The following is a 9,440-nucleotide window of genomic DNA, read 5'->3' on the forward strand; positions in this document are numbered from 1 at the left end:
GCACGAAATGCTCGGCAGCCAGTCGGCACAGCGCCTCGTGATTGTCTGAAACCTGCACCCGGAAACGGGTGCCTCTCTCTGCTGGGGCAGCGATGTTCACGCTGACTCCTCCTCCGTAGATTCAAGACCCTCCGAGCGCCCTCTCGCGCCTCGCACCACGCACAAGAGCACATAGCCCGCCGTGCCCGCCACGTAGAGCAGCGCCGACGTACCAGAGAGCACGTCTGGCTCTGGCCGAGCGAGATATCCATAGGCCGCCGAGGCAAGCGCCGGCCCTCCGACGGCGGCAAGCGCCTCTACCTGCCACCGCGTGTCCGGGGAGCGCGCCAGAACCAGGGCGAACATGACGGCCACGGTGGCGATGAGCACGTGGAAAGGCGGCAGCATCGCAAACTTGCCCGCCAATGTGGCGACAAGGGCCATCACCGCGACCAGGAGAAGGCACCCGTTGATCATGGCGCCGCGCGCACCACGCGACCGAGGGGAAGAGAAGATCACATGCATGGGTTGCTGCTCCGGATTCGTCGCCAAAGGCTCACTCCCCTATAGCGACGGGTCCGTCGCTGAGGCGAGGGTTGACGCCGCCTCCTGGAAGGCGGCGCGCAGCGGGGCCGCGTCCTCGACCAGTCCACCGACCTCGCCCGTGCTGCGGAGCGAGGTCAGGGCCTCGACCATGGCCCCGAGGCCGTCGATGAGCCGGCTGTTCGCCCTCGCGTCTGTCACGAACGATGGATCCATGTCTTCGAAGCGCTCGATCTCGGTGGAGAGATAGAGCTCGAGGTCGTCGACCTCCCGACCGAGGGAAGCGCTCCATCCCTGCGCGAGCGCCCGCTCGAGCAGGGCCTGGGCCATGTTCGCCACCTCAGAGGACAAAGCGGCTCAGGTCCTCGTTCTTGACGATGTCCTCGAGGCGTGAGCGGACGTAGGCGGCATCGACGTCGATACGAGGGGGCGCGCTGTCGGGGGCGTCAAACGAGACGTCTTCGAGCACCTTCTCGAGCATCGTGTGGAGGCGCCGCGCCCCGATGTTCTCGGTCTGATCGTTCACATGCTGGGCCAGGCGGGCAATCTCCTCGATGCCCTCTGGCGAGAAGGCGACATCGACCGCCTCGGTGCGCAGCAGCTCGGCGTACTGCTTGATGAGTGCGTTCTCCGGCTCGCGGAGGATGCGCACGAAGTCTTCCCGGCTGAGAGACTCGAGCTCCACGCGAATGGGGAAGCGCCCTTGCAGCTCCGGGATGAGATCGCTGGGCTTCGAGAGATGGAAGGCGCCGGCGGCGATGAACAAGATGTGGTTCGTGCGCACCGGACCGTGCTTCGTGACGATGGTCGAGCCTTCAACGATGGGAAGGATGTCGCGCTGCACGCCCTCGCGGGAGACGTCCGGCCCGCTCCCCTTCTCACGACCCGCGATCTTGTCGATCTCGTCGATGAAGATGATGCCGTGATGCTCGGCAAGCCGGACGGCCTCGCGCTTGGCCTCATCCATGTCGATGAGACGGGCGGCTTCCTCTGCCGCAAGCTGCTTGCGCGCGTCTGCAACGCTCAGGCGACGCTTCTTCTTGCGCTTGGGCAGCAGAGGGCCGAGGAGGTCCTGGAAGTTCACCCCCATCTCCTCCATGCCGGCCTGGGAGAAGACCTGAAGCTCGAGCGGCGTGGCTTCCTCGACCTCGAGCTCGACCATCTCCTCGTCCATCTCGCCGTTGACGATGCGCGTGCGCAGCTGCGCGCGCTCATACTTGAGATGCTCGTCGCTGATGATGGGCTCCGCGGGCGCCGCCGCGGGTTGCGAGGCCCCCGCAAAGCCTCCGAAGATGCTGGCCAGGGGAGGAGGCGGGCTGCTCGCGCCGAGGGGCCGGTCGCAGCAGCGAGACCAGCCTGTCGAGCGCGATGTCGTGGGCCTTCTCTTCCACTTCCTTCATCTTGCGCGCCGAGACCATGCGAATGGCGATCTCGATGAGGTCGCGCACCATCGACTCCACGTCGCGTCCCACGTAGCCCACCTCGGTGTACTTCGTGGCCTCGACCTTGAGAAAGGGGGCGTCGGCCAAGGTGGCCAGCCGACGGGCGATCTCGGTCTTGCCCACCCCCGTGGGACCGATCATCAGGATGTTCTTGGGAATGACCTCGTCCTTGAGCTCGGCGGGCAGGCGCTCGCGTCGATAGCGATTGCGCAGGGCCACAGCCACGGCGCGCTTGGCCTTGTTCTGGCCGACGATGAAGCGATCGAGCTCAGCGACGATCTGGCGCGGGGTCAGCTCAAAGTTGCCGGACATGTTCTGCATCTACTTCCCTTTCTTGTCGGAGGCGGTTGAAGGCGAATGCATGACGAGGCGCACGAGCTCGCTCTTCTTCAGCTTGCGAACCTGACCCGATGACATCTCGAACTCGAGATCGCCGGGGAACGAGACCGACCCGTACGACCGGCGTCCATCGGCCGTTGTGACCGCGTCTCTCACGCCATCGGCCTGCATCGTCACGTCGACGATCTTGTCAAACGAGATGCGGGTCTTGCTCAAGAGCGGCTCGATGGTGGTGACCTCGAGCTCTTTCGAGCGCACCCGACCGCTCAGCACCTGCTTGTCGATGAGGGTGACCTGGTCGAACGCGCTCGACACTGCCTGCGGAGCGGCTGGCGCCGATGCGGCCTTTCTGCGGGGCTTGCGCCCGCTCTTGCCGCTTGTGGTCATGTCTGGAACGCCGAACCCCGTCGACCACTCGAGCAGGTTGTACTGGAACCGCCCCCCCGTGTAGAGCTCTTCCCACACCAGGGGCTTGAACACGATGAACCCTTCACCGTGCGCCTTCATTCCCGCGGCGAGGCGATCGGAGAGGGGAGAGCCCGACGTCGGATCGTAGCGCAGCAGGGGAATGACGTCAGACGCACGCCGAATCGCCGAGAAGACGGGCATCGTCTTTCCGTCGGGAGTCTGCTCTTCCCCCACCTTCAACGTGAACAGCTGAACGTAGTCGACGCCGCCGAGCACCGGATGGCCTCCACCAGGGTTGGCCACGCCGAACATGTTCGCGCCATCGACCTTGCCCTGCTCTCCGTAGGCACCGCGCGCGAGCTTGAATCCCTGGGGGGGGATGCTGCCGCCACCGATGGGCGCGCTCTCAAACCCCCCGAGCATCGCGCCAAGCCGCGAGTCCTGGAACCACAGAATGCCGCCGTCTGCCACCCACTGCATCACGCGGCGAACGTCGCTCTCGCGGGTTCGATCGAGGGGCTCCTGCCACACCGCCAGGCGATAGGCATCCGGCGAGGCGACCAGCTTGTCGACCTCAGCGGTGGGGTTCGCGCCCTTGATCACCAGGATCTGGTACTCCTGCCAGGTGTGGAGCTTCTGTCGGAACCACTCCGGCAGCTCGGTCTTCAGCTTGATGATGTCTGCCTGCGCAGGAAAGACCAGCGCGGCGAGCATCAAGACGACGATCATTGGAGCGAGCGTGCGGCGCACGAGACCGGCCTCTCTCTTCACCCAGGTCATCGGAGGGCCGCCGCGATCTCGGCGCGCTCCCCCATCAATCCCCACGTATACCCGCGGGTGAGGCGAACGTCGATGAGACGACCCACCAGGTCTTCGCCCCCGGGGAAGTTGACGACTCTCCCTTGACGGGTGCGGCCCGTCATGTGGGTGGGGTCTTTCTTGCTCGGTCCCTCGACCAGGACCTCCTGCACCTGTCCCTCCAGGGCCTGGTTGCGGCGGAGCGTGATGTCGTTCTGCTCGCGGATGAGGCGATAGAGGCGATCCATCCGGACCTCTTCCGGGAGATGGTCCTTGATCTTCATCGCGGGGGTTCCAGCCCGCTCTGAATAGGCGAACATGTAGGCGTGATCGAACTGCACCCGACGCACCAGATCGAGGGTGTTCTCGAACTGCGCCTCGGTCTCGCCTGCGAAGCCCACGATGATGTCGGTGGAGATGGCCACGCCCGGGATGCGCGCGCGGATCTCTTCGGCGAGCTCGATGAAGCGGTCTCGCGTGTAGGGCCTGTTCATGCGCCGCAGCACCGCGTCATCGCCCGCCTGGAGCGGCAGATGCACATGCTCGCACACCATGGGGATCTGGGCCATGGCATCGAGCACCCGCGTCGAGAAGTTGCGCGGATGGGGAGACGTGAAGCGGAGTCGCTTCACCTTCTCGATGTCGGCGAGGGCCAGCAGCAGGTCGGCAAAATCGACCCGTGGGTCGAGGTCGTCACCGTAGGCGTTCACGTTCTGACCCAGCAGCGTGACCTCGAGAAACCCCTGATCAGCGAGCTTCTTCACCTCGTGGCGCACGGACGCCACGGGACGGCTGCGCATGCGCCCCCGCACGAAGGGCACGATGCAGAACGTGCAGTACTCGTCGCACCCGACGCTGATGGGGACCCAGGCCTGGAAGGTCGACGAACGCCTTGCCTCGAGGTCGAGGTCGGCAACGCCCTGCTCCACGTGGACCCTCGGCTTTCGGGTCTCGGCGATATCGAGGAGCTGGGCGCGAAGATCACGGAGGTTGTGCGTGCCCAGAACCAGATCGACCTGGGGGAAGCGCTCGCGCAGCTGCTCTCCGTCTTTCTGGGCCAGACAGCCGGCGACGACGATGGTGAGATCCTTGTTCTGCTGCTTCAGCGGCTTGAACTCGCCCAGTCGGCCGTAGACCTTGTTGTCGGCATTCTCTCGCACGCAGCAGGTGTTGAAGATGATGACGTCGGCGTCGCTGGCCGTCTCGACGGGGTAGCAGCTCAACCCCTCCATGGTGGCCGAGATGACCTCGGAGTCGTAGACATTCATCTGACATCCGTATGTGGCGAGGAAGTACTTTCCACCCTGCACGGCGGTATCGCTCCTTCAATCGATGGTGGCCCGGACGCGCTGCCCACGCGCTGCCCACGCGCTGCCCCCACACGAGGAGAGCGGCGAAGCGGGGGGGAGAGCAGCCGCGCGCCGCTTCCCGTGAACGCTTCACCCGCGTTCGTGAAGCAGCCTAGTTTAACCCCTTTGTCCGGATGTAATCAAGGGCCTTCTGCATCTGCACGTCTTTTTCGCCTCGGCCCGCGTTGCGCGCGTCCATCTCGACCTTGATGTCGGGATCGACGCCGACCTTGTTGATCTTGTGCCCCTTGGGCGTGAAGAAGTGGGCGATGGTGAGCTTGAGGGCCGCCCCGCTGGGCAGCGGATACAGCTGCTGCACCGACCCCTTGCCAAAGGTCTTCACCCCGATCAGCGTCGCGATGCCGTAGTCCTTGAAGCAACCCGCGGTGATCTCGGAGGCGCTCGCGCTGAACTGGTTGACGAGCAGCAGAACGGGCAGCTTCAGGCGCGAGCGCGGCGACCCGTTGTACTCGCTGCGCTCGCCGTGCTTCTTTGTCACGTACGTGACGAGCCCGCCGTTCGGAACGAAATGGCTGCAGACGTCGACAGCCGCGTTGATGTAGCCCCCGCCGTTGTTGCGCAGGTCGATCACGACGGCGCGCGCTCCCGCCTTCTGAACGGTCTCGAGAGCCGCGTCGAGCTCCTTGCCGGTCTTGGCTCCGAACATGCGCAACCGGATGTACCCGATGTGATCGGCGAGCATCTTCGAGGTCACCGAAGCCGCCTCGATTGCGGCGCGGGCCACGGTGTACTCCTTGACCGCACCTTCTCCGCGACGTATTCCGAGAACCACCGAGGTGCCGATCTGACCGCGGATGTGCAGCGTGGCCTGGTCGAGCGTCCAGCCCTGGGTGGAGAGCCCGTTGATGGTCACGATCTGATCGCCCGGGAGGATACCTGCGCGCGCCGCAGGCGTGCCTTCCAGCGGCTCCACGACGGTGAGCTGCTCCTTGCGCTCGTGATCGCACTCGATGAAGATGCCGATGCCGCCGAAGCTGGCGTTCTGCATCTGCTCCATCAGCCCGTGGTACTCCTTGGGCGTCATCAGCACCGAGTACGGATCGTCGGTTCCCGCCAGCACGCCTCGTATCATCGCGTACCAGAGCAGCGACGGGTCCACCCGTCCGCCGTAGGCGCGCACCACCTCCTGTGGAAGCGTGCGGTCATGCGGAAGGCGCTGCAGATCGTCGGCGGGCACACGTGCCTCGGTGAGCAGCGCCAGAACCTCTTTCGCCAGTCCGGCCCACAGCTTGTCGTCCGGAACGAGATCGACGTGCTGGGTCTTCACCTGGTGCAAGACCGTCTCGAAGAGAACTGCGTCGGGCGAGAATCCGAGCGACGCCGGATTGCGAAGATACGGCGCGTAGAAGGGGGCTTCGGCCTTCTTCTCGACCGGCTTGCCAGGAGATGGCGTGCCCTTGGGCGCGGCGGTCTCGGCGACCTCGTCGACACGCATGGCCAGCAGACCGCTGCCATCGACCCCGAGGGGGAGCGGGGCGACACACGCCCTTTGCGGGACCGCGGGCTCCTGCCCGACTGCCTCTGCCGATGTCTCTCCGCGCGAGACGAGGGCGATCGCAGCGACGAGCGCGCACCCGAGCAGCAGGGCTCGCCACGCGCGGCCTGGCGGTCGATGGGTCAGGGTCGGGAACGGCATCGCGAGCGCCTCGTTTCAGACAGGTGTGGGGCCATGTTCGCGAGGCGGGCCGCGCGGCTCCTGCGTTGAGGATGCGCTGCGAGCGCCGCAGCGGCGCAACGGAAAGAGAAGAGGCCCTCGCGGGCCTCTGCGCCGGACACCTGGAGATCGGTACCCGCTCAGACGGGGATGGGATCGACCAGGCCGTACCCGTGCGGCGTGCGATAGAGCACGTTGATGCGCTGAACGGCCGAGTTGTTGAACACGTAGAACGGGTGCGTGGTCGACTCGAGCTCCTTCACCGCCTGCTCGACCGACATGGGCGGAGCGTCGAAGCGTCGGACGTTCTCCATGTTGGGATCGAGCGTAGGTTCCGCCTTGGCCTTTGTGCGGCTCTTTGCCGCCGGCTTCGCCGCCGCAGCGGCACTGAGCTCGAGCTCCTCGCCGAGATGGGTGCCGCGCGCTTTGCTGCGGGCGGTCTTGCCCTTCTGGCGCTTGACCTGGCGCTCGAGCTTCTCGATGACCTTGTCGATGGACGAGTACATGTCATCGGTGCGTTCCTCGCCCCGCAAGACGTGGCCGTTGTTGTCGTGCACGGTCACTTCCACGATGTGCCAGTTGCGCTCCGTGCTCAGGGTGACGTCGGTGGAGATGATGCGGTCGAAGTACCGCGTGATCTTCGCGACGCGCTTCTCGGCGTGGGCCCTAAGGGCATCTGTCACGTCGACGTTCTTGCCCTTGACGATGATGTGCATCGAACCACTCCCTTGACTCCCGACGGGCTCGGTGGAGACCGCCTGGGGACCAGTTTGAAGTCGGCGATGCAGCCGCAAGCGACTGCAAGGGACTTGCGAGAGCGTCGGGCTGAGTCGTGAGTCGCTCGCGTCTCTGCCACCAGCGCTCCCCCATGGGCTTGTTGAACGACCGCCCGCCGCAGTCCTGCGAGAGTCAGCCCGGGTTTGCCGGTTCAGTCGCCGGTTGCGGTCGACCCCTCAGACTTGAAATCACGATAGGCCTTGAGCACCTTCTTCACATACCCGCGCGTCTCGGTGATGTTCGGCACCGCACCGCTGCGAGGGACATTGCCCGGACCCGCGTTGTACGCCGCGATGGCAGGCGTGAGACGCCCGCCATACATATCGAGGAGCACGCGAAGGTAGCGCGTCCCGGCGGCGATGTTCTGCTCGGGATCGTAGAGATCTCTCGCGCCCATGACATACCCCGTCGCGGGCATGAGCTGCATGAGACCCCGAGCCCCGCATCGGGAGGTCGCCATGCATCGGAAGTTCGACTCGGCGAAGATGACCGCCTTGATCAGGTGGGGATCAAGAGAGCGCAGCTGGGCGTGCTTCATGATGATGGGCGCGATGTCGAGCTGCGTCGCGCGCCGCTCGTAGGTGATCGCATGCCCCACGGAGCCTCGAGAGGCCAGGGTGCCACGGCGAGATGAAGAGGCCACAGCCCGACGCACAGGGACTCGGACCACCGCCTCGACATACACCGGACCGATGGCGGAGCGGGAAGGCGATGCGGTCACGACGGGCGCTCTGCGTGTCGCTTCCGGCTCAGCCGTGGAGTGCGCGTCGACCGACTCTGACGGCTTGCGCACGAACAGATCTTCACCGTACCGGGACGGGGCCGCCTGCCCCTCCACCGAAGGGGGGGACGTCATCGTTGCGTCAACCTGGGGCGCCACGCCCGGCGCCGCCTCCACCCCGAAAAGACTGGCCGCGGAAGCGCCGAGCGCGAGACTCAGCCCAACCACGGAGAAACCTCGACAGATGTTCTGCCAGACCGTCATCGGCCCTCCAGGCACAGATCCGCGGGAAGACGGCGCGACAGACTCGCACCGACGCGGACGGGATTGCGCCACAAAGCGGAGCTTCGCAGACGCGTGGCGAGAGCCGCAGTCGTGCAAGAGACCACATGCTCTCGGGGCCAGACCCACAAGACGCTGGCATCGCCAGCTCGGAGCCCAGGCCCGATGCGCGGCCGTCAATCGACTGTCGCCGCGCCGCGCAGGGGGGAACGCGACAGGCGCGATTCTCCCCGAAAAAGATGAAGAGGTCTCCTCAGAATAGCGGTTTGAGGCAGATTTGTCAACCTTGCGCCTTATTAGAGCAAAAAACCACTGTTTTCTGCCTGGATCTAAAGCGTTCTCGTCGTAGCGAAAGCCAACGCCACAGATCGCTCTCGCTGGCAGGTCGAGGAACCTTTGCGCCCCCCCCACACTCCCATGTGACGGGACACGATTCTCTCGGAAAGAGGCCTCATCTCTCCGAGAGACGAAGTCACCCGCTCGGGGAAGCGCTTCCACGCTGAACCCGAGCGACGGTGCGCGACGCAAGTCTACGCGCGTGGAGGTATGATGAACAGGTTGAGACGGGTTCTTGTGACCCTGCTGGCCCTCTTCGTGGTGCTGGCGCCCGGAACAGCCCAGGCGAAGGTCGTCGACGAAGCGGGGCTCTTCAGCGCGGCCACCATGTCACAGCTCGACCAGCGCATCAGCGCATTGAAGTCGACCTACGATCGTGACGTGCTCATCGTCACCGTGGCGACACTGGGAGGACAGACCATCCCGCAGGTCGCCCAGCGCTACATCAACGTGCCCGTGCAGCGCATCGGCGGGGTGTACATCTTCATCGCCCGCCAGGAGAAGAAGATCGATATCGCCATCGGCGCGAACACCATGACGGCCATCCCGAAGGACAAGAAGGAGCAGATACGTCAGGGCCTGGTGAGCGCCTTCCGCTCGGGCAGCTTCGACACCGGCATCCTGGCGGCGGTCTCGTCCATCGACGACGATCTGCGCCTCGCGCGGTCGGCGGGCCTGCCCGCCAGCGCGCCCGATCAGGTTCCCGTGGTGCGCACCGCACCCGCGGCTCCCGTAGAGTCGCGCGCAAGCAGCGGGGGCGGAATGGGCCTGTTCGGCTGGATCTTCATCAT

General features: G+C 65.4%; 8 protein-coding genes and 1 pseudogene. 1 reads left to right on the plus strand and 8 read right to left on the minus strand.

Going from position 1 to position 9,440, the window contains the following annotated elements:
• Nucleotides 1-96: 96 nt before the first annotated feature.
• The 8 genes and pseudogenes from EB084_12940 to EB084_12975 all read right to left on the minus strand — a co-directional run bounded on the left by EB084_12940 (nt 97) and on the right by EB084_12975 (nt 8,295).
• Nucleotides 97-504 carry a hypothetical protein gene (locus EB084_12940; GenBank protein ID NDD29164.1) on the minus strand — a complete coding sequence of 136 codons (408 nt, stop codon included), beginning with the start codon at nt 502-504 and terminating at the stop codon, nt 97-99.
• Between the two features lie 39 nt (nt 505-543).
• Complete coding sequence (locus EB084_12945; protein ID NDD29165.1) at nt 544-861, minus strand: hypothetical protein; 318 nt, start codon at nt 859-861, stop codon at nt 544-546.
• Nucleotide 862: 1 nt separating this feature from the next.
• A pseudogene (hslU, locus tag EB084_12950) lies at nt 863-2,276 on the minus strand (ATP-dependent protease ATPase subunit HslU).
• A gap of 9 nt (nt 2,277-2,285) precedes the next feature.
• The gene (locus EB084_12955; protein NDD29166.1) at nt 2,286-3,491 is read right to left on the minus strand and encodes a hypothetical protein; all 1,206 of its coding nucleotides are present in this window, start codon (nt 3,489-3,491) and stop codon (nt 2,286-2,288) included.
• Nucleotides 3,488-4,819 (minus strand): tRNA (N6-isopentenyl adenosine(37)-C2)-methylthiotransferase MiaB, encoded by a 1,332-nt coding sequence (gene miaB, locus EB084_12960; protein NDD29167.1) that lies wholly within the window; start codon nt 4,817-4,819, stop codon nt 3,488-3,490. The genes EB084_12955 and miaB overlap by 4 nt, the downstream gene beginning before the upstream one ends.
• Nucleotides 4,820-4,970: 151 nt before the next feature.
• Complete coding sequence (locus tag EB084_12965) at nt 4,971-6,515, minus strand: S41 family peptidase (protein NDD29168.1); 1,545 nt, start codon at nt 6,513-6,515, stop codon at nt 4,971-4,973.
• A 158-nt stretch (nt 6,516-6,673) separates the two neighbouring features.
• Nucleotides 6,674-7,249 (minus strand): ribosome-associated translation inhibitor RaiA, encoded by a 576-nt coding sequence (gene raiA, locus EB084_12970; protein ID NDD29169.1) that lies wholly within the window; start codon nt 7,247-7,249, stop codon nt 6,674-6,676.
• Nucleotides 7,250-7,461: 212 nt separating this feature from the next.
• The gene (locus tag EB084_12975) at nt 7,462-8,295 is read right to left on the minus strand and encodes a lytic transglycosylase domain-containing protein (GenBank protein NDD29170.1); all 834 of its coding nucleotides are present in this window, start codon (nt 8,293-8,295) and stop codon (nt 7,462-7,464) included.
• Nucleotides 8,296-8,886: 591 nt separating this feature from the next.
• Here EB084_12975 and EB084_12980 point away from each other — a divergent pair.
• Nucleotides 8,887-9,440, plus strand: a 554-nt coding sequence (locus tag EB084_12980) for a TPM domain-containing protein (protein ID NDD29171.1), incomplete at its 3' end; no start/stop codon positions are given.

It is taken from the genome of Pseudomonadota bacterium, assembly GCA_010028905.1.
GTDB lineage: Bacteria > Vulcanimicrobiota > Xenobia > RGZZ01 > RGZZ01 > RGZZ01.

What these genes read in the sequence shown, in the direction of transcription:
- EB084_12955 (NDD29166.1), bottom strand. Translation starts at nt 3,491, where the DNA reads ATGACCTGGGTGAAGAGAGAGGCCGGTCTCGTGCGCCGCACGCTCGCT.
- raiA (NDD29169.1), bottom strand. Translation starts at nt 7,249, where the DNA reads ATGCACATCATCGTCAAGGGCAAGAACGTCGACGTGACAGATGCCCTT.
- EB084_12940 (NDD29164.1), bottom strand. Translation starts at nt 504, where the DNA reads ATGCATGTGATCTTCTCTTCCCCTCGGTCGCGTGGTGCGCGCGGCGCC.
- EB084_12975 (NDD29170.1), bottom strand. Translation starts at nt 8,295, where the DNA reads ATGACGGTCTGGCAGAACATCTGTCGAGGTTTCTCCGTGGTTGGGCTG.
- EB084_12965 (NDD29168.1), bottom strand. Translation starts at nt 6,515, where the DNA reads ATGCCGTTCCCGACCCTGACCCATCGACCGCCAGGCCGCGCGTGGCGA.